The sequence below is a fragment of the Pseudomonas sp. OE 28.3 genome, assembly GCF_014268205.2.
Classification (GTDB): Bacteria; Pseudomonadota; Gammaproteobacteria; order Pseudomonadales; family Pseudomonadaceae; genus Aquipseudomonas; species Aquipseudomonas edaphica.
The window spans coordinates 6471384-6493728 of the sequence record NZ_CP077082.1 but is presented as its reverse complement, the minus strand read 5'-3'; the positions used below and the strand labels follow the sequence as shown (position 1 = coordinate 6493728).

Sequence of the window (22345 nt, the reverse complement as noted above, 5' to 3'; positions counted from 1 at the left end):
AAGGGTCTTGATACCGGTCAAATGAAGCGCAAGCCTAACCCGCTTGGCGTGCAGATGCATGCATCACAGGTGTGACCGCAGGGTTCTGCCTTTTCAGCGCAGGGCGAGTACCGCTGCCCATTGTTCGGCCGTCACCGGCATCACCGACAATCGGCTGCCTTTTTGCACCAGCGGCAATTCGGCGAGGGCGGTTTGTTGTTTCAGGTAGCCAAGGCCCAGCACCTTTGCAAAGGTCTCGACGTGGGCCACGTTGAGTGCAGTCCACGGGTTTTTCTCCGGCGTGGCTTTGGCATCGAAGTAGTGGCTTTCGGGTTCCAGCGCGGTCGGGTCCGGATAGGCCGCCTCGACAATTTTGCCGATACCGGCAATGCCCGGCTCAGGGCAACTGGAGTGGTAGAAGAAAAACTCATCACCAACGGCCATGGCGCGCAAAAAGTTGCGTGCCTGATAGTTGCGCACCCCGTCCCAGCGCGTTTCACCGAGCTTTTCCAGGCCTTTGATGGAGAGTTCATCGGGCTCGGATTTCATCAGCCAGTAGGCCATTTTTGGGCTCCTGAAAAAGGCATTGGATAAGTTGTCAGGCAATTCCATGACAAACCGACAGTCGGTTGGCGTCAAGGTTTGCGTGTTGGGTCACGTTACCGCAGAATGCCCGCTTTTAAGCTTGACGCAGCTGCAACGGACTACTTTGGAACGTTGTTGTCATCGTGTACGAGGTGCCTGAAGGGGGGCAATCGATGCAACGTAAACCGGATTTACTATGGATTTTGGTTATTTTGTTTGGCCTGGGCGTCGTGACCACCGGATATGCCCAGAGCTTGTGGTCGAACAAGACCGATGCACCGGTTGAACTGGCTCAGCAGCAGCCACAACCGTTCAAGCGCTAACACTGCTTTTTAAGGCGTCGCTGGTTCCAGCGACGTTTCTGCGACATACCATTTTTTATCGGTGACCGTGCCAGCCAATGGCACATCCCAGCTTGCCTGTGCCAGGCGCTCGACCTTCTGACATTCATGGGCCAGGCCCAGCAGCGTGGGTTTTCGCCAGTTTTTGCGCCGAGCCAGGTAGGCCAGGCTGCGGTCATAAAACCCACCGCCCATGCCCAGTCGCCCACCCACATCATCGAAGCCCACCAGCGGCAACAGCACCAGGTCCAGCGCCCAAACTTGGCGCTGGCGGTTGGCATTTACGTGCGGCTCAAGGATGCGAAAGCGGTTGGGCAACAACTTATCTCCAGGCCGCACACGCTGGAACACCATCTTGGTGCGCGGCCAGGCACTGAGTACCGGCAGATAAGTGGCCTTGCCCCGGCGCTGGGCAGCGCGCAGCAGCAGGCGCGGATCGATTTCACCGTCCGTGGGCAGATATAAAGAGATATGTTTGGCCCGGCGAAACAACGGGTGCTGTGCCAGTTGCCGATACAGGCCGTGAGCGGCCTTGCGCTGCTCGCTCGGCGTAAGCGCGCGGCGGGCTTTGCGCAACATGCGTCGAAGTTGCGGACGGGAAAGCGGCGCAGGTTCGGTCATGGTTGTTCGGCTCATAAAACAATGCCAGTCCTGGGACTGGCATTGAGTTTGGGAATTCAGGCTCCCCGACAGAGCCGCTGTCGACTTAGCCCTTGAACCCGAAAGTTCAAGGTGGAAGATGCAGTAGGCTTTAAGGCTTTCCGTCTAGCGGACATGCACACCAGCCCAACGTGCAACTTCCAGGGTAGTGCGAATCGGCTCAGGGACATCGCCGACTGGCAAACACGCCAGGGAGTGGGGCGAGTATACCTTAAACAGACGCGTCAATCAGCCCTTGGGTGGCTCTGGCTCGGTAGAAAGTGCCAGATCCACGCGTTCGAGCAGGTCACGCACTTGCTCACGCGTCGAGCCGCTGGCCTGCACGTCAGGCCGTTCCTGCTTATGCAGCAGATCGTGGGTAATGTTCAGTGCGGCCATCACGGCGATACGGTCGGCGCCGATGACTTTGCCGCTGCTGCGGATTTCACGCATCTTGCCGTCCAGATAGCGGGCAGCACTCACCAGATTGCTACGTTCTTCCTGGGGGCAGATGATCGAATATTCTTTGTCGAGGATCTGCACGGTAACGCTATTGCTTGAACTCATGAGTCTTGCTCCAGGGCCTTCAGGCGCGAAATCATCGATTCGACCTTACGCCGGGCGATTTCGTTTTTTTCAATGAGGTGAGCGCGTTCCTCGCGCCAGGTCTTTTCCTGAGCTAATAGGAGTCCGTTTTGACTCTTAAGTTGCTCGACCCGATCAATTAGCAGTTCGAGTCTGGCCATCAGCGCTTGCAGGTCGGTGTCTTCCATTGGGTTCCACTGGATTTGTCTGATGAATGGCAACTTCAGGATAAACGATCTGACGCCCTCGATAGTCTTGGTACGTCTGCCGGTGCTAGGATACAGCGCTTCATTCTAGACATTGCGCCGTCTGGCGCCTAGCTCACCATGCCTATTCAGAACTCCCCGTACGACGCTTTTTCCAAACTGCTGAGCTCCAGCGGTCATCCTTGCTCGCCTGCCGAACTGCACGGCGTGCTGTTGGGCCGCAGCTGCACGGGCGTTGGCTTCGATGCCGACAACTGGCTGGCCGATGTGGCCGAGCTGCTGGAAACCGAACCTACCGAGAACGTGCGTAACGCGCTGATCGGCCTGCAAGAGATGGTTAAAGGCGAGCTGACCGGTGATGACGTCACCGTCGTTCTGCTGCTGCCGACCGACGATGCACCGCTCACCGAACGCGCCGCCGCACTGGGCCAATGGTGCCAGGGCTTCCTGCACGGCTTTGGCGTGAACGCCGGCGGCCTGGAGCTGAGCACCGACGCCAAGGAAGTGTTGCAAGACCTGGCGGCCATCTCCCAGGTGCAAGATGCCCTGGAAGAATCCGAAGACGGCGAAGGCGACTATATGGAAGTGATGGAATACCTGCGTGTCGCGCCGCTGCTGTTGTTCACCGAGACCAAAAAATCCGCTGAGCCCGCCGCACCCAAGCCGTCGCTGCACTAAGTAAGGAAGCCCATCTGCCCATGATCCATATCCCGAAAGCGGAATACACCCGTCGCCGCAAGGCGCTCATGGCGCAGATGGAACCCAACAGCATCGCGATCCTGCCGGCCGCCGCCGTGGCCATCCGCAACCGTGATGTCGAGCACGTCTACCGCCAGGACAGCGACTTCCAGTACCTGAGCGGCTTCCCTGAACCTGAAGCTGTGATCGTGCTGATGCCCGGTCGCCAGCATGGCGAGTACGTGCTGTTCTGCCGCGAGCGCAACGTCGAACGCGAACTGTGGGACGGCCTGCGCGCCGGCACCGAAGGCGCCATTCGCGACTTTGGTGCTGACGATGCGTTCCCCATCACCGATATCGACGACATCCTGCCCGGCCTGATCGAAGGCCGCGACCGGGTGTATTCGGCCATGGGCAGCAACGCCGAATTCGACCGGCATCTGATGGAGTGGATCAACGTGATCCGTTCCAAGGCGCACCTGGGCGCCCAGCCGCCGAACGAATTTGTTGCCCTGGATCATCTGCTCCACGACATGCGCCTGTATAAATCGGCGGCAGAAGTGAAGGTGATGCGCGAGGCTGCGCGAATTTCCTGTGCGGCCCACGTCAAGGCGATGCAGGCCAGCCGCGCGGGGTTGTATGAGTTCAGCCTCGAAGCCGAGCTGGATTACGAGTTCCGCAAGGGCGGCGCGAAGATGCCGGCCTATGGCTCCATCGTCGCCGCCGGGCGCAACAGCTGCATCCTGCACTACCAGCAGAATGACGCGCTGCTCAAGGACGGCGATCTGGTGTTGATCGACGCCGGTTGCGAGATCGACTGCTACGCCAGCGATATCACGCGCACGTGGCCGGTCAGCGGCAAGTTTTCGCCAGAACAAAAGGCGATCTACGAGATTGTGCTGGCCTCCCAGGAAGCCGCCTTCGCCCAGATTGCGCCGAACAAACATTGGAACCAGGCCCACGAGGCGACCGTGCAGGTCATCACCGCCGGGCTGGTGAGGTTGGGGCTGTTGCAAGGTAACGTCGACGAGTTGATCGCCAGCGAAGCCTACCGTGCCTTTTATATGCACCGCGCCGGCCACTGGCTGGGCATGGATGTGCACGATGTGGGCGAATACAAAGTGGGCGGTGAATGGCGAGTGCTGGAAGTGGGCATGGCCTTGACCGTGGAGCCGGGGATTTATATTTCGCCGGACAACCAGAACGTGGCAAAGAAATGGCGTGGCATTGGCGTACGCATCGAGGATGACGTGGTAGTGACCAAGCAAGGCTGTGAAATTCTGACCGGTGGTGTGCCTAAAACTGTCGCTGAGATCGAAGCGCTGATGGCGGCTGCCCGATGAGCCGGGTCAACCTGGCGATTATCGGTGGTGGCCTGGTGGGCGCCAGCCTGGCGTTGGCCTTGCAGGCCGGCGCCAAGGCGCGGGGTTGGAAGATCGTGCTGATCGAGCCATTTGCCCCAGGCGACACTTACCAACCGAGCTACGATGCACGTTCTTCGGCGTTGTCTTACGGTGCCCGTCAGATCTATCAGCGCCTGGGTGTGTGGCAGGACATCTCCCGCCGCGCCGAGCCGATCAAGCAGATCCACGTGTCTGACCGTGGGCGTTTCTCCACTGCGCGCTTGTCCGCCATGGAGGAGGGCGTGCCGGCCCTCGGCTATGTGGTGGAAAACGCCTGGCTCGGACAGTGCCTGTGGCAAGGCCTGGACAAAGAGGTGGTGAGCTGGCGCTGCCCGGCGGAAGTCACACGTATGGAGCCGCTGCCCGACGGCTATCGCCTGACCCTCAACGATGAAACCGTGCTGGACTGCGACCTGGCGGTATTGGCCGATGGCGGCCGCTCCGGTTTGCGCGAGCAGTTAGGTATTGGCGTGAAAACCCGCCCTTACAACCAGAGCGCGCTGATCGCCAACATCACCCCAAGCGAAGCCCACAACGGCGAGGCCTTCGAGCGTTTTACCGATGAAGGCCCGATGGCCCTGTTGCCGTTGCCGGACAACCGCTGCGCGCTGGTGTGGACACGCATCGGCATGGACGCCCAGCGTTTGGCCAGCCTCGATGAGCGCAGTTTCTTGAGCGAACTGCAGGGCGTGTTCGGCTATCGCCTGGGCACCCTCAAGCAAGTCGGCGCACGGCACCTGTACCCGCTGACGCTGGTGGAAGCCGAAGAACAAGTGCGCTCGCACCTAGCGATCCTCGGCAATGCCGCCCACAGCCTGCACCCGATAGCCGGGCAGGGGTTCAACCTGTCCCTGCGCGATGCCAATGCCTTGGCCGAAGCCTTGCTGGCCGGGCCGGCGGTGCCGGGCGACTTGGCGACCTTGCAGCGCTATCGCGAAAGCCAGCATCTGGACCAGAAACTCACGGTGGGTTTCTCCGATCAAGTCACACGCCTGTTTGGCAGTGCCCAGCCGTTAGTGGCTTTGGGCCGCAACATGGGCCTGCTTGGCCTGGACCTGCTACCGCCGGCCAAACGCTGGTTCGCCCGTCAGGCCATGGGCTTGGGTACGCGCCCCGATGCGTAAGTGGTTGATCCAACGTTTGGGTAAAGCGCGGCTGTTGCGTTGGGTCATGACCCTTTATCCGCCTTATCTCGGGGCGGGGATAAGCGTGCAGCACATGAGCGCTGACTTTCGTCATGTCAAAGTGCGCATGGGCCTGGGCTGGTACAACCGTAATTACGTCGGCACGCAATTTGGCGGCAGCCTGTATTCGATGGTTGACCCGTTCTACATGTTGCTGTTGATGGAGAACCTGGGCCGCGACTACATCGTGTGGGACAAGGCCGCGGGCATCGACTTTGTGTCGCCGGGCAAAGGCCCGGTGTACGCCGAGTTCTCCATCGACGACGCCTTGCTGGACGAGATTCGCCGGCAAACCGAAGGTGGCGAGAAGTACCTGCCCCACCTCAAGGTCGAGATTCATGACGGCTCCGGCACCCTGGTGGCGCGGGTCGACAAAACCCTTTACGTGCGGCGCAAGCCGCCAGCAAAGCAGGCTTAAAGCATGGACATGCGCGCAGATGTGCTGATTGTCGGGGCCGGAATGGTCGGAAGCGCCCTGGCGCTCGCGTTGCAGGGCAGTGGCCTGCAGGTGCTGCTGCTCGACGGCAGCCCGCTGAGCGTCAAGCCATTTGACCGTGAGGCTGCCTTCGAGCCACGGGTGAGCGCGTTGTCGGCCGCGAGCCAGCGCATCCTTGAGCGCCTCGGCGTGTGGGACGGCATTGTGTCGCGGCGCGCCAGCCCTTATGGCGAGATGCAAGTGTGGGACGGCAGCGGCACCGGGCAGATCCACTTCTCGGCGGCCAGTGTGCACGCCGAAGTGCTTGGGCATATCGTCGAGAACCGCGTGGTTCAGGACGCGCTGCTCGACCGCCTGCATGACTGCGACCTGGGCCTGCTGGCCAACGCCCGCTTGGAACAGATGCGCCGCTCCGGCGATGACTGGCTGCTGACCCTTGCCGACGGCCGCACATTGCGTGCACCGCTGGTGGTCGCCGCCGATGGCGCCAACTCCGCCGTACGCCGCCTGACCGGCACAGCGACCCGCGAGTGGGATTACTTGCATAACGCCATTGTCACCAGCGTTCGCAGCAGCCAGCCCCACCAGCGCACGGCGTGGCAGCGCTTTACCGACACTGGCCCGCTGGCGTTTCTGCCATTGGTGCGCGAGGGGCAGGAAGACTGGTGCTCGATCGTCTGGTCCACCACACCGGCCGAATCCGAGCGCCTGATGGCGCTGGATGATGAAAATTTCTGCCGTGAGCTGGAGCGCGCCTTTGAAGGGCGGCTCGGCACGGTGCTCAGCGCCGATCCACGTGTGTGCGTGCCATTGCGCCAACGACACGCCAAACGCTACGTGGCAGAAGGCCTGGCGTTGATCGGCGACGCGGCCCACGTGATCCACCCGTTGGCGGGGCAGGGCGTAAACCTGGGTTTCCTCGATGCGGCGGTGCTGGCCGAGGTGCTGCTGGCAGCCAATGAACGCGGTGAGCGCCTGGCTGATGTGAAAGTTTTGAGCCGCTACGAACGTCGGCGCATGCCGCATAACCTTGCGCTGATGGCGGCTATGGAAGGGTTTGAGCGCCTGTTCCAGGCCGACCAGTTGCCATTACGCTGGCTGCGCAACGCCGGGCTGAAAATGGTCGACCAGATGCCCGAAGCCAAGGCCATCTTCGTCCGCCAGGCCTTGGGCCTGACCGGCGACCTCCCGGAGCTGGCCAAACCCTGAGGGCGCCTGAGTACCCTGTGGGAGCCGGGCTTGCCCGCGATGGGGCCATTGGCCCCAGCACAAATCCCAGCCATGCAACATCTCGTAACGCCTCCACCAAGCGCTACCAAATGTGAGTCCTTATCATTTGCCCTCTTTTTGCAAATGAGAGACCGCACCCATGTTGGCACCCAAGCGCCTCCTGACTGCCCTGGCACTCACCCTTATCGGCAGCACCACCGTGCAGGCAGCCGACGAAGTCGTGGTCTACTCCTCGCGCATCGACGAACTGATCAAGCCGGTGTTCGATGCCTACACCAAAAAGACCGGCGTGCAGGTGAAGTTCATCACCGACAAGGAAGCCCCGCTGATGCAGCGCATCAAGGCCGAAGGCGAGAACGCCACGGCTGACCTGTTGCTCACCGTGGACGCCGGCAACCTTTGGCAGGCTGAGCAAATGGGCATCCTGCAGCCGTTCACCTCGGCGGTGATCGACAAGAATATTCCGCTGCAATATCGCTCCTCTAACCACGCCTGGACCGGCTTGAGCCTGCGTGCACGGACCATCGCCTATTCCACCGACCGGGTAAAACCCGGTGACCTGACCACTTACGAAGCCCTGGCCGACAAGCAATGGGAAGGCCGCTTGTGCCTGCGCACGGCGAAGAAGGTCTACAACCAGTCGCTGACCGCCACCCTGATCGAAACCCATGGCGCGGCCAAAACCGAGGAAATCGTCAAAGGCTGGGTCAACAACCTGTCCACCGACGTGTTCTCCGACGACATCGCGGTGCTGGAGGCGATCAACGCCGGGCAATGCGACGTGGGGATCGTCAACACCTACTACTACGGCCGCCTGCACAAGCAGAAGCCAGACCTGGCGGTAAAACTGTTCTGGCCGAACCAGGGCGACCGTGGCGTGCACGTGAACCTGTCGGGCATTGGCCTGACTAAGCACGCGCCGCATCCGGAAGCGGCCAAGGCATTGGTCGAGTGGATGACCACGCCTGAGGCGCAGCAGATCTTTGCCGATGTGAACCAGGAGTTCCCGGCCAACCCGGCGGTGCCGCCATCAGCAGAAGTGGCGACCTGGGGCAAGTTCGTGGCTGACACCTTGCCGGTGGAAGTGGCAGGCAAGCGCCAGGCTGAGGCTATCCGCCTGATGGATCGCGCCGGCTGGAACTAACTACAATTTGCAGGCAAGCGCCGAACTAAATGTGGGAGCGGGCTTGTGTGGGAGCTGGCTTGCCTGCGATAGCATCACCCAGGTGTAACTGACACACCGAGGTGCTGCTATCGCAGGCAAGCCAGCTCCCACATTGCTTTGTGTTCACCTTGAATTTTTTACCAACCTGAGAGCTAGCCCTTGGCCCACCCCGCCCAACGCCGCTGGTACCTGCCGGTCTTCAGCGTCGCCGCCCTGGTGCTGTTGCCGCTGAGTGTGCTGTTGCTGTCCTGGCAAAGCATTGATGCGCAAATCTGGTCGCACCTGTGGGACACCCAGATGCCGCGCTTGATGGGCAATACCCTTACTTTGGTGCTGGGCGTCGGTGTGGGCGTGACCCTGCTGGGCGTGAGCCTGGCCTGGTTGACCAGCCTCTGCGAGTTTCCTGGGCGGCGCTGGCTCGATTGGGCCTTGATGCTGCCTTTTGCCATTCCCGCCTACGTACTGGCCTTTGTGTTTGTCGGCCTGCTGGATTTCGCTGGCCCGGTGCAAAGCCTGCTGCGTGAATGGTTCGGCACCGGCCTGCGGCTGCCGCGCGTGCGCTCCACCAGCGGCGTGATTATCGTGTTGGTGCTGGTGTTCTACCCCTACGTCTACCTGCTGGCGCGCACGGCGTTTCTTGCCCAGGGCAAAGGGCTGATGGAGGCGGCACGTGTGCTCGGGCAATCGCCCTGGCAAGCGTTCTGGCGCGTCGCGCTGCCCATGGCACGGCCGGCGATTGGTGCCGGCGTGGCCCTGGCCTTGATGGAAACCCTGGCGGATTTCGGCGCGGTCTCGGTGTTCAATTTCGACACCTTCACCACCGCCATCTACAAGACCTGGTACGGCTTTTTCAGTCTTTCCAGCGCTGCCCAACTGGCCAGCCTGTTGCTGCTGGTGGTGATGCTGGTGCTGTACGGCGAACGGCGAGCCCGCGGTGCCAGCCGCCCAAGCAACGAGCGGCCACGGGGCCAGGCGTTGTATCACTTGCGAGGGTTCAAGGCGGCAGCGGCCAGCACGTGGTGCGGGTTGGTGTTCGCCTGCGCCTTTGTCATCCCCATGCTGCAACTGGTCGCCTGGTTCTTGCAGCGCGGCCGCTTCGACCTGGATGAGCGCTACACCGGCCTGATCGTTCACACCCTTTACTTAGGCGGTATCGCGGCGCTGATCACGGTCAGCGTGGCGTTGATACTCGCCTTCGCCAACCGGCTGGCGCCGACACGGGCGATTCGCTCTGGTATCAGCCTGGCTAACGTCGGCTATGCCTTGCCGGGTTCGGTGCTGGCGGTGTCGATCATGTTGGCATTCAGCTACCTGGACCGAGAGCTGGTGGTACCGCTCTCGGGGTGGCTCGGCGGCGCGGGCAAACCCTTGCTGCTTGGCAGCCTGTCGGCACTGGTGCTGGCCTATCTGGTGCGCTTTCTGGCGGTGGCCTACGGGCCGTTGGAAAACAGCCTGGCGCGAATCCGCCCGTCGTTGCCGGAAGCGGCACGCAGTCTCGGGGTAAGCGGGCCACGACTGTTTTGCAAAGTGTATCTGCCGTTATTGCTGCCGGGCACGTTGAGCGCAGCGTTGCTGGTGTTCGTCGATGTGCTCAAGGAAATGCCCGCAACTTTGCTGATGCGCCCATTTGGCTGGGACACCCTGGCGGTTCGCATCTTTGAAATGACCAGTGAAGGCGAATGGGCGCGAGCCTCGTTGCCGGCGCTGACCCTCGTACTGGTGGGGTTACTGCCGGTCATCGGCTTGATCCGACGCTCTGCGAGGCAAATCGGTTAGGTGCCAGTCCTACGGCTTGCGGCTACAATGCGCGGCATTCGGTGCGCTTCGTCTTTCGGAGCGAGTCGCTGGGCGTGGCTGCAGGCCTTGTAATTCAAGGTGTTCAGCGCAAACAGCAGCTCCGCGCACCTTCGCCAAGCCCGGAAGGAGAAACCCATGGGACAGCGTACGCCTCTGTATGACCTGCATCTCGCCCTCGGCGCGAAAATGGTCGATTTTGGCGGTTGGGATATGCCTCTGCACTACGGCTCGCAAGTTGAAGAACACCATCAGGTGCGACGCGACTGCGGGGTGTTCGATGTATCTCATATGACCGTGATCGATGTCACCGGCCCTCAGGCCAAGGAATGGCTCCAGCACCTGCTGGCCAATGATGTCGATCGTTTGCATGGCTGCGGCCGTGCGCTCTACAGCGCCATGCTCAATGAGCAGGGCGGCGTGGTGGACGACATGATCGTCTACCGCACCGAAGCCGGTTACCGGTTGGTGGTCAACGCAGCCACCCGCGACCAGGACATGGCCTGGATGCAGGCGCAACTGGGCAACTATTCGGTGCAACTGCAGGAGCGGCCCGAGTTGGCCATGCTCGCCATTCAGGGTCCCCATGCCCGGCAGAAAATCGCCGAACTGGTCACCCAGTCGCGCAGCAACCTGATTCATCAACTCAAGCCCTTTGAAGGCCAGGCCGACGGTGACTGGTTTATCGCCCGTACCGGCTATACCGGTGAAGACGGCCTGGAAATAGTCCTGCCTGCCGATCAGGCGCCAGGCTTTTTCAACGACCTGGTCGGCGCGGGTATTTCACCCATTGGTCTTGGCGCCCGCGATACCCTGCGCCTGGAAGCCGGCATGAACCTGTATGGTCAGGATATCCACCAGGATGTTTCGCCCTTGGCGGCTAACATGGCCTGGAGCATTGCCTGGGAACCTGCCGGTCGCAACTTCATTGGTCGCAGCGCGCTGCAAGCAGAGTTAGCGGCGGGTGTGCAGTACAAATTGGTCGGGCTGGTACTGGAGGAGCGTGGGGTTTTGCGCGCTCACCAAGTGGTTCGTATCGCCAATGTTGGCGAAGGAGAGATCACCAGTGGTAGTTTCTCTCCTACGCTGAGCAAATCCATTGCCCTGGCGCGCGTACCGACGGCCACCGCCGATCGGGCCGAAGTGGAAATCCGCGGCAAGTGGTACCCGGTTCGAGTGGTCAAGCCGACCTTCGTACGCCATGGCAAAACCTTGATCTAACTATTTCCGGCAGGCCGAAGGCCGCTGACATTTCTTCTTGAGGACACAGATTATGAGCGATATCCCAGCTGACCTGCGTTTTGCCGAAAGTCACGAATGGGCCCGTCTGGAAGCCGACGGCACTGTGACCGTCGGGATTTCCGACCATGCACAGGAAGCGTTGGGTGATGTGGTGTTTGTTGAGCTGGCGGAAGTTGGCGCCCAGTTTGAAGCTGAAGGCCAGGCTGGCGTGGTTGAGTCGGTGAAGGCTGCTTCGGATATCTACGCCCCGATTGCTGGCGAAGTGATTGCCGTCAACGAGGAACTGAGTGGCAGCCCTGAGCTGTTGAACACCGACCCTTACGGCGCCTGGATCTTCAAGCTCAAGCCAAGCAACCCGGCCGATCTGGAAAAACTGCTGGATGCTGCGGGTTACAAAGCTGCCATCGGCGAGTAAACACGACACAAATCAATGTGGGAGCAGGCAAGCCAGCTCCCACATTGATTGTTGCAAGCCAACGCTTTTTTGTTTAACCCGCTTTCAATACCGCTTTAACCGCCGCAACCGACCGCTCTACGTCCGCCTCTGTCATCGCCGTGAACATCGGCAACGACACGATCAAACGCCCAACACGTTCCGACACCGGGAACATGCCTTCCTTGAAACCCTGTGCCCGATACAGGCTCAGCAGGTGGATCGGCGGGTAGTGATAGCCAATGCCGACGCCATGCGCCTGCATCTGTTCCATGAAGGTGGCGCGTGCCGGCTTGCCATCCTGACGCTCCGGCAATACCAGTTGGAACAGGTGCCAGTTGCTGTTTTCGAAGTCTGCCGGTGGCAGTTGTGCGCCGTATTGCGCTTCGAAATCACTGCCGAAGCATTTGAAGTAGTGGCGCGCCAGGTTCTGGCGATGGGCAGTGATCTTCTCGATATGAGCGAACTGGCCCAGGCCGATGGCTGCGGCAATGTCGGTCATGTTGAACTTGCCGCCCAACACATCTACGTCCAGGCCATCGAAACCCGTGCGGGTAACGCCCTGCAAGCGATATTTCTCGGCCAGGCGGGCTTCTTCGGCATTGTTCAATACCAGGCAACCGCCCTCGGAAGAGGTGATGTTCTTGTTGGCCTGGAAGCTGAAGGATACAAAGTCGCCGGTTGCGCCAATGCGTTCGCCATCCCAGCTGGAACCCAGTGCCTGGGCGGCGTCTTCGACGATACGCAGGTTGTACTTGTTGGCCAGTGCATACAGCATCGGCATGTCCAGGGGCAGGCCCGCCAGGTACACCGGAATGATCGCCTTGGTACGTGGGGTGATTGCAGCTTCTACTTGGGCCAGGTCGATATTGCGGGTTACCGGGTCGATATCGGCAAATACCGGCGTGGCACCGACTTCCAGGATCACGTTGGCAGTGGCGACCCAGGAGATCGGCGTGGTGATGACTTCGTCCCCTGGGCCAATCCCGGCGATGCGCAGAGCAATTTCCATGGTGCAGGTGCCGGAGTTGAACGTCCGCACCGGCCGGCCGCCAAAGTATTCCGACAGCTGTGCTTCGAACGCCTGCACTTTTGGCCCGCTGGTGATCCAGCCCGAGCGCAGTACATCGCCGACCGCCGAGATGGTGGCTTCATCAATGGTAGGTTTGGAAAACGGCAGAAAGGGCTGTTGGCTCATAACGACGAAGGCATCCGTTTCAGATAGGCGATGAGTAATAAACGTATCAGTACCGCATGGTTGCACGGTTCGACTGAATATAGCCTGTCACACGTGAATGAATCGTCATGTTACGAGCAAAAAAATGCCGCTCCCAAAGAGCGGCATTTTTTATGGGCGCTTTACTCGGTCACAGCGTTTTTCGCGAGGATAGCGTTGGCCAATTCCATATCGGTGGCCTTGAGGCCTGGGTTGTCAGCGCGGACTTTCTGCATGGCGGCTTCCAGGTATGGACCGCGGATGCCGCCGTCGCTGGCAACAAAGCTGCCTGCGTCGTCTTGGGCGGCGACCACCAGCTTGTGGTCCTTGAAGGTCAGGTACGTCGAGCCGGTAGTAGCGCCCGATGAAATGACATTACGCCAAAAGCTGTCGGCCATGGCTGAACCGACAGGAAGGGAAAGCACAGCGAGGGTTGCGACAGCATATTTGAAACGCATGATGGGTGACTCCGACTGGGTTATCTGAACAGTTTGATTGTAGTTAGCTCAGTCGAGTTCCATCACTGACTAAACAGTTTCGACCTGTAAAACCACGCCGTCCTGACCAATGACACGTACTTGAGCGCCTATCGGGGTATCCGGGCCAGTGGCCATCCACACGCCATCACCGACTTTTATCTTGCCCCGGCCATCGACGATGGCCTGGTGCACCACAAACGTGCGGCCAACCAGCTCCGAGCCACGCATGTTCAGCCCCGGCTGGTCGCTGACCTTGGCGCTGCTGCGTTGGCGTTTCCACCAATAGACGGCGGTCAAAATCGACAGCACGGCGAACAGCAGCAGTTGCCATTCCAACCCCAGCGGCGGCACCACGAACTTGATCACGCCTACAGCGGCAGCGGCGATGCCCATCCACAGCAGGTAACCGCCGGCGCCGAACACTTCAAGAATCAACAGCACCGTGCCCAGTGCCAGCCAATCCCAGAACGACAGATGCTGCAGGAATTCCCACATGGCAGTTGCCTCAGCCTTTCTTGTTGTCGAAGGTTGCCTTGACGATTTCGCCGATGCCACCGACGGCGCCAATTACCTGGCTGGCTTCCAGCGGCATCAGGATGACTTTGCTGTTGTTGGCCGATGCCAGCTTGCCCAGGGCATCGATGTATTTTTGCGCGACGAAGTAGTTAACCGCCTGCACGTTGCCCGACGCGATGGCCTCGGAGACCACTTGTGTGGCACGGGCTTCGGCCTCGGCCTGACGCTCACGGGCTTCGGACTCCAGGAAAGCCGCCTGGCGACTGCCCTCGGCCTCAAGGATTTGCGCCTGTTTTTTACCTTCGGCCGTCAGGATCGCCGATGCCCGCAGGCCTTCGGCTTCCAGGATCTGCGCACGCTTGATCCGCTCGGCTTTCATCTGGCCGGACATGGCGGCCATCAGGTCGGCAGGCGGGCTGATGTCCTTGATCTCGATGCGGGTGATCTTGATGCCCCACGGCGCTGTGGCTTCATCCACGGTACGCAGCAGCTTTTCGTTGATGCCGTCACGCTGGCTCAGCATGGCATCCAGCTCCATGGAGCCAAGCACGGTGCGGATGTTGGTTTGCAGCAGGTTGCGGATGGCGTGCTCGAGGTTATTGACCTCGTAGGCGGCCTGGGCGGTGTTGACCACCTGGAAGAAGCACACGGCGTCGATCTGCACGGTGGCGTTGTCGGCGGTGATCACTTCCTGCGGTGGAATATCCAGCACGCTTTCCATCACGTTTATCTTGCGACCGATGCGGTCCATGATCGGAATAATGATGTTGAGGCCGGGCTTGAGTGTGTTGGTGTAGCGGCCGAAACGCTCGACAGTCCACTGGTAGCCCTGGGGCACCACTTTAAAGCCCATGAACAGGATGGCAACGGCCAAACCCACGAAAAGAAGCAGTACGGTTCCGATCTGCATAGCGATTCCCTATCTGATGGTGTCAGTGATGCGACGTGTGGCCGATTGTAACGGCCCAGTCACGGATAAGGACGGTTTCACGGGCGAACAATCAAATCATTTGTTTCTGAATCCCCAGGCGTTACCCGTAATACCTCTGCCAGGGTGGTCAGCCCGGCGTTCACTTTGTCGATACCAGCCATGCGCAGGCTGCGCATGCCTTGCTCCACTGAGGCCCGGCGTAGAGCCTGCACGTCGGCACCTGGGGTGATCAGCGCCTTGAGCGCCTCGCTCATCGGCATGATTTCGTAGAGCCCGGCGCGGCCTCGATAACCACTTTCGCGGCATCCTGCACAGCCGACAGCTTCATGCGCGGTGCCCGGCGCGCCCACCGCGCGTTTGCAGTGAGGGCATAAAAGCCGCACCAAACGCTGCGCCATCACCCCTATAAGGGTAGCCTTGATCAAATAATGAGCAATGCCAAGCTCCTGCAACCGGCTGATGGCGCTGGGCGCATCATTGGTGTGCAGCGTCGACAGCACCAGATGCCCGGTCAATGCGGCCTGAATCGCCATTTCTGCGGTTTCCCGGTCACGGATCTCACCGATCATGATGATGTCCGGGTCCTGGCGCAGCAGGGCGCGGACGCCGCTGGCGAAGGTCAGGTCGATGTTGTGCTGCACCTGCATCTGGTTGAAGGCCGGTTCAATCATTTCAATCGGGTCCTCTACCGTGCACAGGTTGACCTCGCGGGTTGCCAGTTGCTTGAGCGTGGCGTAGAGGGTGCTGGTCTTGCCGGAGCCGGTTGGCCCGGTGACGAGGATGATGCCGTTGGCCTGGCCGGTCATGGCGTGCCAGCGTTGTTGGTCGTCATCTGACAAACCAAGCTGGTCAAAATCTTTCAGCAGCACCTGTGGGTCGAAAATCCGCATCACCAGTTTTTCACCAAACGCTGTTGGCAAAGTCGAAAGGCGCAGTTCCACCTCTATGCCCGCCGGGCTTTTGGTCTTGACCCGGCCGTCCTGGGGTTTGCGTTTTTCCGCGACGTTCATCCGACCCAGGCTCTTGAGGCGGCTGACCACCGCCATCGTGACCTGAGGCGGAAACTGATACACATCGTGCAGCAGCCCGTCGATGCGAAAACGCACGCGGCCTTGGTCGCGACAGGGTTCGACATGGATATCACTGGCCCGCTGCCCAAAGGCGTACTGCAACAGCCAGTCGACGATAGTGACGATATGCGCGTCATTGGCATCCGGCTCCTGATCGCTGGCGCCGAGGCTGAGCAGTTCGACATTGCCGGCCACCGTCGCCTTTTGATCGGCGCCGCTGACGGATTTGGCCAAGCGGTAGAACTCGCCGATGCAGCGCTCAATAGCCTTGGGGTTGGCGACCACGCGCTTGATCGAGCGCTTGAGCACCTGTGCCAACCCGGCTTCCCAGTCGCGGACATGGGGCTGGGCGCTGGCGACGGTGACGGTCTGCGCATCCACGGCCACCGCCAGGATCCCGTGGCGCTGTGCAAAGGCGTGGGACATCAATGGCACTACCGTTGCCACGTCTATCTTGAGCGGGTCGATACGCAGATAAGGCTGCCCGACCTGCGTGGCCAGCCATTGCGTCAAGGTTTCCAGGCACAGCCCGTGGGCTGCGATGCATGCCAGAGGGTGTTGTTGGGTAGCGGGCGCCGCCGCCAGTGAATGTGCCACCTCTGCGGTTATCAGCCCTTGCTCGACCAGCGTCGGCAGCAACTGATGCAGTTCCAGGCGGTGAGTGTGCAAGGCGGTAGGCATGGGCATTTCCTGGCAGGCGTCGGGTGTAAACCCAGGCTAGCCTGCCCCCGAACATCCACCTTCCCATGAGTATTGCCGGCTTTTACAGGCTGGCCGCCGTCATCGCTGCAGGCCGCAGAGAGTCAGCTCGCCACACTTCCAGCGAGCAGACGCTGATCAGGTTTCTAATCTTTTCACCGATCACCTGGGCGCGGTGCCAGCTCAAACCGTCCATGACGATATCAATGTTCAACAGGTCGTCTTCACGGCTCACATTGACCTGTTGCGGGGTCAGGAACTGCAAAGCGAAATAGTTGAGCACCCGGCACAGCACGTCCGGCTCGGCCTCGGCGACGATCTGATAATGCGCCTGGCAATGGGCGCTGTTGACAGCCCAGGCGTCGACGCGTGCGGGAGTGTGGGTGGTTTCGACGGCGTGCATGCTGACTCTCCAAATTCGACTGGAGAAATTTTTACATTCGCGGGCGGAGATTTCTTATCTAAGATGGGCCCTATCTGCGATTTATTGAATAGAACAATTCAGGATAAGCACATTCAAAGGTATTTTTATGCACAGTGAGTTGGACGCCTACGACCGCCGTATCCTGGCGCTGCTGCAAGAGGATGCTTCGCTGTCCAGTGCTCAGATCGCCGAACAGGTGGGCCTGTCCCAGTCGCCGTGCTGGCGGCGTATCCAGCGGCTCAAGGAGGAAGGGGTGATTCGCGGCCAGGTCACATTGCTGGACCGCAAGAAGATCGGCCTTAACACGCAGATTTTTGCCGAGGTCAAACTCAACGCCCACGGCCGTTCCAACTTCACCGAGTTCACCGAAGCGATTCGCGGGTTTCCGGAAGTGCTGGAGTGTTATGTGCTGATGGGTGCGGTGGATTTTCTGCTGCGCATCGTCACCTCGGACATCGAGGCGTATGAGCGGTTTTTCTTCGAGAAGCTGTCGATGGTGCCGGGGATTCAGGAGGTGAACTCGATCGTGGCTTTATCGGAGATCAAGTCCACCACCAGCCTGCCAGTCTTGCGTTGATAAGGCCTGCCTCATCGCGGCATAGGTATCTACACAACCGGTTAGTGGCCAGTGGGCTGTTGTGGCGAGCAGGCTTGTCCTGCGTTGGGCCGCGAAACAGCCCCAAACCCAGACACTGAATTCTTTCAGGAAAATTGCAGTGCCTTTACTGGGGCCGCTTCGCGGCCCAACGCAGGACAAGCCTGCTCGCCACAGGAGAAATCGGCTGCCTTCAGAAGTTGTGTAGATACCTATGCTCATCGCGGGCAAGCCCGGCTCCCACATTGGAATGCATTCCCCTGTGGGAGCGGGCTTGCCCGCGATAGCGATCTTACAGGCGCAGCAGGGTCTTCCAGGCCCGGTTCTGATACACCGCAATCGCCTGATGCATGCGCGCATCCAGCGATTCATCGGTGATCGGCTGGTTGGCCAGCAGCGCCAACTTGTTCAGTTCGCCGTACAAACGGTCCAGTTCCGGGATGTCCACCACGTTACGTGCGTGGTGCAGCCAGGCCTGGATGCGCTCGATGCGCGGCAGTTGCTCGGCCAGGTCTTCCGGTTGCTGCTGGTAGCGCGGCAGTTGCAGGGCGACGGCGTCGTCAGCCAGCAGGCGTGGCAGCCAGTTGGTGATTTGCGCGGCGCCCTGGCGGTTGCCACGCACATTGCGGTCGGTGGTCCAGGCGCGGGCCAGCAGCCAGCGCGAGGTGTTCAGCGAGAACAGGCCCCAGCGCACGTCTTCGAGTTCTTCGGCGAACTGTTCCGGCGCGGCTTTGCGGATGTCTTCATCGTCATCGCCAGCCTGTACCAGTGGGCGCCAGTCTTCCAGCAGTGCGTCCAGTGCACTGCGCAGTTCGCTGGTGGATTGACGCGGCGCGGCCTGGCCGAGGCTGCCGACCAGGGCGCGCAGTTCACCGAGGTTGTCGACCCAGTCCTGCAGCAGACGCCAATGACCGTTGAAACGGTATTGCTCAGCCAGACGCTGGCTGCTGCCCAACAGGTGCCACATGATTGCGGCGAAGGCGTCGTCCAACGGCATTTCGGCGTGGATCTGCGGGGCTGGCAGGCTCAGCGAGTAGCTGCTGGCGTCGTACAGGCGGTAGCCGCGCTCGGCCTTGCTGATATCGCACGGCATCAGCGCCAGGGTCGCGGCCAGTTCGGCGGCCAGTTCCAGCAGGGCAGCCGGTTCGCCTTCGCGCAGTTCCAGTTCCAGCTCGCAGATTTCTTCTTTCTGCTTGCCGACCACCACATGGCCCAGGTCCAGGGCGGCTTCGATCACCACCTTGGCCTTGCCACGGCCCCAAGCGATTTCGGCGCGCTCACGCACGAAATCGGTGGTGAAGATTGGCTTGAGGGTCTTTTTGTCCAGCTCGGCCAATTGCTCGGGCCAGCACTCGCCGTCGAGTTTCTTCACATCGAGCTTGGCTTTGGGCAGGTCCCAGTTGTATTCATTGCGTTCCGACAAGCCGGCGACGCTTTGGCCGCGGGTCTTGAGGGTCTGGATGATGTCGTCACCGTCCTTGCGCAGGCGCAGGGCGACTTTGGCCTGGGCCAGGTCGCGTTCAGGGGTGTCGAAGTACTGGTTCATCAACTCACGGCGTTCCCAGCCACTTTTGTTGCGTTTTTTCAGTAGCGGGTGCTCACGTAGCGCGGCGAGGGTTTCGCGGCTGACGCGGAGCTTGATTTCGGTTTCTTTCTGCATGGCCGGAAAATCCAGGATCGGGAGCGCAGCCGGGGAAATGTGTGGCTGCCAAGGTCGTGCAGTGTACAGGACTGAGCCCGGCAACGTGCCGCAACGGTTTATTGTGTCGTGCAGATGGTTCTATAGTGGGGCTCATCCGGGAAGTTGAGAGGCCGCGCATGCCGTTACCGTCCATGAAAGAGCAATTCGCCGCGCTGATTGCCGCGCCGTCGGTCAGTTGCACCCAAGCGTCTCTCGACCAGACCAACCGCCCGGTCATCGACCTGCTCGCCAGTTGGCTGGGCGACCTGGGTTTTGCCATCGATATCCAGCAAGTCAGCCCCGGCAAGTTCAACTTGCTCGCCAGTTTCGGCAGTGGCCCCGGCGGGCTGGTGCTGGCCGGGCATAGCGATACCGTGCCGTATGACGCCGCGCTGTGGAAGACCGATCCGCTTAAACTGACGGAAGTCGACGGCCGCTGGGTAGGCTTGGGCAGCTGCGACATGAAGGGTTTTTTTGCCCTGGCCATCGAAGCCTTGCTGCCCTTGCTGGATCAGCCGTTCAAGCAACCTTTGCTGATCCTCGCCACCTGCGATGAAGAAAGCTCAATGTCCGGTGCTCGTGCACTGGCCGAGGCCGGACGCCCGTTGGGCCGTGCGGCGGTGATTGGTGAGCCGACGGGGCTCAAGCCGATCCGCCTGCACAAAGGCGTGATGATGGAGCGCATCGATATTCTGGGCCAAAGCGGCCATTCGTCGGACCCAAGCCTGGGTCATAGCGCCCTTGAAGCCATGCACGATGCTATTGGCGAACTGCGTGGCCTGCGCCTGGCCTGGCAGCGTGAGTACCGCAACCCGCAATTCAGCGTGCCGCAACCGACCATGAACTTTGGTTGTATTCACGGTGGCGACAACCCCAACCGCATCTGCGGCCAATGCTCGCTGGAATTCGACCTGCGGCCGTTGCCGGGCATGGACCCGCAGGTACTGCGCGCCGCCATTCGTCAGAAGCTCGAACCCTTGGCGGAGCGTCATAAAGTCAAGATCGACTACGCACCGTTGTTCCCCGAAGTGCCGCCGTTCGAGCAGGCCGAAGATGCCGAGCTGGTGCGGGTGGCGGAACGATTGACCGGTCATCGTGCGCAAGCAGTAGCGTTCGGCACCGAAGCGCCTTATCTTCAGCGCCTTGGTTGTGAAACCCTGGTGCTCGGCCCTGGCGATATCGCCTGTGCTCACCAACCGGGCGAGTACCTCGAAATGTCACGCTTGACGCCTACAGTGCGTCTATTGCGGGAACTGATCGAGCATTACTGCCTGAAACCTGCATAAATTAACCCCTGCCTATTCGTACATAGAAGGAGAGCGAGCGTGTCGCCAAGCCTGTTCCGACGATAACCATCAGCCCGCTGTGCGCTTTCACGATTCATCCTTTTTTGGCTGCTTTTTATTACAGGCCCAGGTTTTATGCCCGAATACGTCAATTGGCTTCGTCACGCTTCGCCTTACATCAACGCCCACCGCGACTGCACCTTTGTGGTCATGCTGCCCGGCGATGGCGTGGACCACCCTAACTTCGGCAATATCGTCCACGACCTGGTGCTGCTCCACAGCCTGGGTGTGCGGCTGGTGCTGGTGCACGGTTCGCGCCCGCAGATTGAAACCCGCCTTGAAGCACGCGGCCTCACCCCGGCTTACCACGAAGGTTTGCGCATCACTGATGCGGCGACCCTGGAATGTGTGATCGACGCGGTCGGGCATCTGCGCATTGCTATCGAGGCGCGGCTGTCCATGGACATGGCCTCGTCGCCGATGCAGGGCTCGCGCTTGCGCGTGGCCAGCGGCAATCTCGTTACTGCACGGCCGATCGGTGTACTCGAAGGCGTGGACTACCACCACACCGGCGAAGTGCGCCGGGTGGACCGCAAAGGCATCAATCGCCTGCTGGACGAGCGCTCCATCGTGCTGCTGTCGCCATTGGGTTATTCGCCCACCGGCGAGATCTTCAACCTGGCCTGCGAAGACGTCGCCACCCGCGCCGCCATCGACCTGGGCGCCGACAAGCTGCTGCTGTTTGGCGCCGACCTCGGTTTGCTCGATGAGCATGGTCGCCTGGTGCGTGAGTTGCGCCCGCAACAAGTGCCGGCGCACCTGCAGCGGCTGGGTAACAACTATCAGGCTGAGTTGCTGGATGCCGCCGCCGAGGCTTGCCGTGGCGGAGTAGGGCGCAGCCATATCGTCAGTTATGCCGAAGACGGCGCGTTGCTCACCGAGCTGTTCACCCGCGACGGTGGCGGCACGTTGGTGGCCCAGGAGCAATTCGAACTGGTGCGTGAAGCGGCGATTGAAGACGTCGGTGGCTTGCTCGACCTGATCAGCCCGCTGGAAGAGCAGGGCATTCTGGTGCGGCGTTCGCGTGAGGTGTTGGAGCGTGAGATCGAGCAGTTCAGCGTGGTCGAGCGCGAAGGCATGATCATCGCTTGTGCGGCGTTGTATCAGATCGCCGATTCGGATGCCGGTGAGCTGGCGTGCCTGGCAGTGAACCCGGAGTACCGTCACGGCGCACGCGGTGATGTATTGCTGGAGCGCATCGAGACCCGCGCGCGGGCCCAGGGTTTGAAGACTTTGTTTGTCCTCACCACGCGCACCGCCCACTGGTTCCGCGAGCGCGGGTTTGTGCCGAGCAGCGTGGACCGCCTGCCGTCGGCACGGGCCTCGCTGTACAACTATCAGCGTAATTCGAAGATTTTCGAGAAGGCGCTGTAAGCCCGTTCTTTCGGCCCAATACAGAGCTGGCTCATGTGGGAGCTGGCTTGCCTGCGATGCAGGCGACTCGGTTTTTCAGATAAACCGAGGTGATGCAATCGCAGGCAAGCCAGC

Annotated in this window: 24 protein-coding genes and 1 other RNA gene; 13 read left to right on the top strand and 12 right to left on the bottom strand. The window is 60.7% G+C overall.

Annotated features, from left to right (window positions below):
- Positions 1–93 precede the first annotated feature (93 nt).
- Entirely contained in the window at positions 94–543 is a 450-nt protein-coding gene (locus HU759_RS29385; protein WP_099550293.1) for an EVE domain-containing protein, read from the bottom strand.
- A 194-nt stretch (positions 544–737) separates the two neighbouring features.
- Between HU759_RS29385 and HU759_RS29380 the strand changes: the two genes are divergently transcribed.
- Entirely contained in the window at positions 738–887 is a 150-nt protein-coding gene (locus HU759_RS29380; protein WP_010207387.1) for a hypothetical protein, read from the top strand.
- A gap of 9 nt (positions 888–896) precedes the next feature.
- On the opposite strand, the gene HU759_RS29375 is transcribed toward HU759_RS29380, so the two are convergent.
- The 4 genes from HU759_RS29375 to HU759_RS29360 form a co-directional block, all read right to left on the bottom strand.
- Positions 897–1526, bottom strand: coding sequence for a 5-formyltetrahydrofolate cyclo-ligase (locus HU759_RS29375; protein ID WP_099550294.1), 630 nt, complete (start codon positions 1524–1526; stop codon positions 897–899).
- A 58-nt stretch (positions 1527–1584) separates the two neighbouring features.
- Positions 1585–1763, bottom strand: a non-coding RNA gene (gene ssrS, locus HU759_RS29370) — 6S RNA.
- Positions 1764–1793: 30 nt separating this feature from the next.
- Positions 1794–2111 (bottom strand): cell division protein ZapA, encoded by a 318-nt coding sequence (locus tag HU759_RS29365; protein WP_017135267.1) that lies wholly within the window; start codon positions 2109–2111, stop codon positions 1794–1796.
- Positions 2108–2317, bottom strand: coding sequence for a TIGR02449 family protein (locus tag HU759_RS29360; RefSeq protein WP_003177365.1), 210 nt, complete (start codon positions 2315–2317; stop codon positions 2108–2110). The genes HU759_RS29365 and HU759_RS29360 overlap by 4 nt, the downstream gene beginning before the upstream one ends.
- A 138-nt stretch (positions 2318–2455) precedes the next feature.
- Here HU759_RS29360 and HU759_RS29355 point away from each other — a divergent pair, with 138 nt between their 5' ends.
- From HU759_RS29355 to gcvH, 9 genes are all read left to right on the top strand, one after another.
- Positions 2456–3013 (top strand): YecA family protein, encoded by a 558-nt coding sequence (locus HU759_RS29355; RefSeq protein ID WP_017135268.1) that lies wholly within the window; start codon positions 2456–2458, stop codon positions 3011–3013.
- Positions 3014–3033: 20 nt separating this feature from the next.
- Positions 3034–4356 carry a Xaa-Pro aminopeptidase gene (gene pepP / locus HU759_RS29350; protein ID WP_170036752.1) on the top strand — a complete coding sequence of 441 codons (1323 nt, stop codon included), beginning with the start codon at positions 3034–3036 and terminating at the stop codon, positions 4354–4356.
- A complete protein-coding gene (gene ubiH, locus HU759_RS29345) occupies positions 4353–5540 on the top strand; it encodes a 2-octaprenyl-6-methoxyphenyl hydroxylase (protein WP_058421185.1) in 1188 nt (395 codons plus the stop codon). Before pepP ends, ubiH begins: the two co-directional genes overlap by 4 nt.
- Complete coding sequence (locus tag HU759_RS29340) at positions 5533–6018, top strand: DUF4442 domain-containing protein (protein WP_186618282.1); 486 nt, start codon at positions 5533–5535, stop codon at positions 6016–6018. Before ubiH ends, HU759_RS29340 begins: the two co-directional genes overlap by 8 nt.
- 9 nt (positions 6019–6027) lie before the next feature.
- Positions 6028–7245: a 2-octaprenyl-3-methyl-6-methoxy-1,4-benzoquinol hydroxylase gene (locus HU759_RS29335; protein WP_170037053.1), complete on the top strand. Its 1218-nt coding sequence runs from the start codon at positions 6028–6030 to the stop codon at positions 7243–7245.
- 160 nt (positions 7246–7405) lie between these two features.
- Positions 7406–8410, top strand: coding sequence for an extracellular solute-binding protein (locus HU759_RS29330; protein WP_017135273.1), 1005 nt, complete (start codon positions 7406–7408; stop codon positions 8408–8410).
- Between the two features lie 180 nt (positions 8411–8590).
- Positions 8591–10207: an iron ABC transporter permease gene (locus HU759_RS29325; protein ID WP_170036756.1), complete on the top strand. Its 1617-nt coding sequence runs from the start codon at positions 8591–8593 to the stop codon at positions 10205–10207.
- 156 nt (positions 10208–10363) lie between these two features.
- Positions 10364–11446: a glycine cleavage system aminomethyltransferase GcvT gene (gene gcvT, locus HU759_RS29320; RefSeq protein WP_099550298.1), complete on the top strand. Its 1083-nt coding sequence runs from the start codon at positions 10364–10366 to the stop codon at positions 11444–11446.
- A 52-nt stretch (positions 11447–11498) separates the two neighbouring features.
- Positions 11499–11882 carry a glycine cleavage system protein GcvH gene (gcvH, locus tag HU759_RS29315; RefSeq protein WP_017135276.1) on the top strand — a complete coding sequence of 128 codons (384 nt, stop codon included), beginning with the start codon at positions 11499–11501 and terminating at the stop codon, positions 11880–11882.
- Positions 11883–11955: 73 nt separating this feature from the next.
- Here gcvH and HU759_RS29310 read toward each other — a convergent pair whose 3' ends face one another.
- The 6 genes from HU759_RS29310 to HU759_RS29285 form a co-directional block, all read right to left on the bottom strand.
- A complete protein-coding gene (locus HU759_RS29310; RefSeq protein WP_056860748.1) occupies positions 11956–13098 on the bottom strand; it encodes a DegT/DnrJ/EryC1/StrS aminotransferase family protein in 1143 nt (380 codons plus the stop codon).
- A 161-nt stretch (positions 13099–13259) separates the two neighbouring features.
- The gene (locus tag HU759_RS29305) at positions 13260–13574 is read right to left on the bottom strand and encodes a DUF2388 domain-containing protein (protein ID WP_017135278.1); all 315 of its coding nucleotides are present in this window, start codon (positions 13572–13574) and stop codon (positions 13260–13262) included.
- A 69-nt stretch (positions 13575–13643) separates the two neighbouring features.
- On the bottom strand, positions 13644–14090 hold the full coding sequence (locus tag HU759_RS29300; RefSeq protein ID WP_017135279.1) for an NfeD family protein: 447 nt from the start codon (positions 14088–14090) through the stop codon (positions 13644–13646).
- 10 nt (positions 14091–14100) lie between these two features.
- Positions 14101–15021 (bottom strand): SPFH domain-containing protein, encoded by a 921-nt coding sequence (locus HU759_RS29295; protein WP_017135280.1) that lies wholly within the window; start codon positions 15019–15021, stop codon positions 14101–14103.
- Positions 15022–15098: 77 nt separating this feature from the next.
- Positions 15099–16793, bottom strand: a complete 1695-nt coding sequence (locus tag HU759_RS29290) for a GspE/PulE family protein (protein WP_170036758.1) — start codon at positions 16791–16793, stop codon at positions 15099–15101.
- An 82-nt stretch (positions 16794–16875) separates the two neighbouring features.
- The gene (locus HU759_RS29285; RefSeq protein ID WP_017135282.1) at positions 16876–17214 is read right to left on the bottom strand and encodes a hypothetical protein; all 339 of its coding nucleotides are present in this window, start codon (positions 17212–17214) and stop codon (positions 16876–16878) included.
- Between the two features lie 127 nt (positions 17215–17341).
- Here HU759_RS29285 and HU759_RS29280 point away from each other — a divergent pair, with 127 nt between their 5' ends.
- Entirely contained in the window at positions 17342–17812 is a 471-nt protein-coding gene (locus tag HU759_RS29280) for an Lrp/AsnC family transcriptional regulator (protein WP_003195279.1), read from the top strand.
- A 310-nt stretch (positions 17813–18122) separates the two neighbouring features.
- On the opposite strand, the gene HU759_RS29275 is transcribed toward HU759_RS29280, so the two are convergent.
- Entirely contained in the window at positions 18123–19490 is a 1368-nt protein-coding gene (locus tag HU759_RS29275) for a CYTH domain-containing protein (RefSeq protein WP_170036760.1), read from the bottom strand.
- Between the two features lie 158 nt (positions 19491–19648).
- Between HU759_RS29275 and argE the strand changes: the two genes are divergently transcribed.
- Together argE and argA are read left to right on the top strand one after the other, a co-directional pair.
- Positions 19649–20797 carry an acetylornithine deacetylase gene (gene argE, locus HU759_RS29270; RefSeq protein ID WP_170036762.1) on the top strand — a complete coding sequence of 383 codons (1149 nt, stop codon included), beginning with the start codon at positions 19649–19651 and terminating at the stop codon, positions 20795–20797.
- A gap of 135 nt (positions 20798–20932) precedes the next feature.
- Complete coding sequence (gene argA, locus HU759_RS29265) at positions 20933–22231, top strand: amino-acid N-acetyltransferase (protein ID WP_017139545.1); 1299 nt, start codon at positions 20933–20935, stop codon at positions 22229–22231.
- The last annotated feature ends 114 nt before the right edge of the window (positions 22232–22345 follow it).